Consider the following 308-nt stretch of genomic DNA (forward strand, 5'->3'; position numbering starts at 1 on the left):
TGCGGGCTAATAATCAGTGAAAACGAACAAAACTCAAATTGATTAATATTTCACTTTCTTTATTGAATAAGTTTAGGTTGCATAATAATATGTAATTCTCTCTCTGTTTCTGTTTTTTTCGGATTTCGATAGTATTCCAGTTTATATTCTAATACTTCATACTCAACCATCCCAATCTTTATCCCTTTTGTTTCCTTTAATACAGCTAATAGAACGCTTATATTTTCATTAGATGATTCAAAAATTTTCCCTCCGCCTTCTCTCTTAAAAATAACTTTCATATATTCTCCCCCAAGTTAATTTAATAA

Annotated in this window: 1 protein-coding gene; it reads right to left on the minus strand. The window is 28.9% G+C overall.

What is annotated here, in order from left to right; all coding sequences use genetic code 11:
* Positions 1-59: 59 nt before the first annotated feature.
* Complete coding sequence (locus V7038_RS29380) at positions 60-281, minus strand: hypothetical protein (RefSeq protein WP_002157948.1); 222 nt, start codon at positions 279-281, stop codon at positions 60-62.
* Between the last annotated feature and the right edge of the window lie 27 nt (positions 282-308).

This window comes from Bacillus sp. JJ783 (genome assembly GCF_036963225.1).
GTDB lineage: Bacteria > Bacillota > Bacilli > Bacillales > Bacillaceae_G > Bacillus_A > Bacillus_A cereus_U.

Excerpts from the sequence above, each read along its gene's own strand:
- V7038_RS29380 (WP_002157948.1), bottom strand. The coding sequence starts at position 281 with ATGAAAGTTATTTTTAAGAGAGAAGGCGGAGGGAAAATTTTTGAATCA.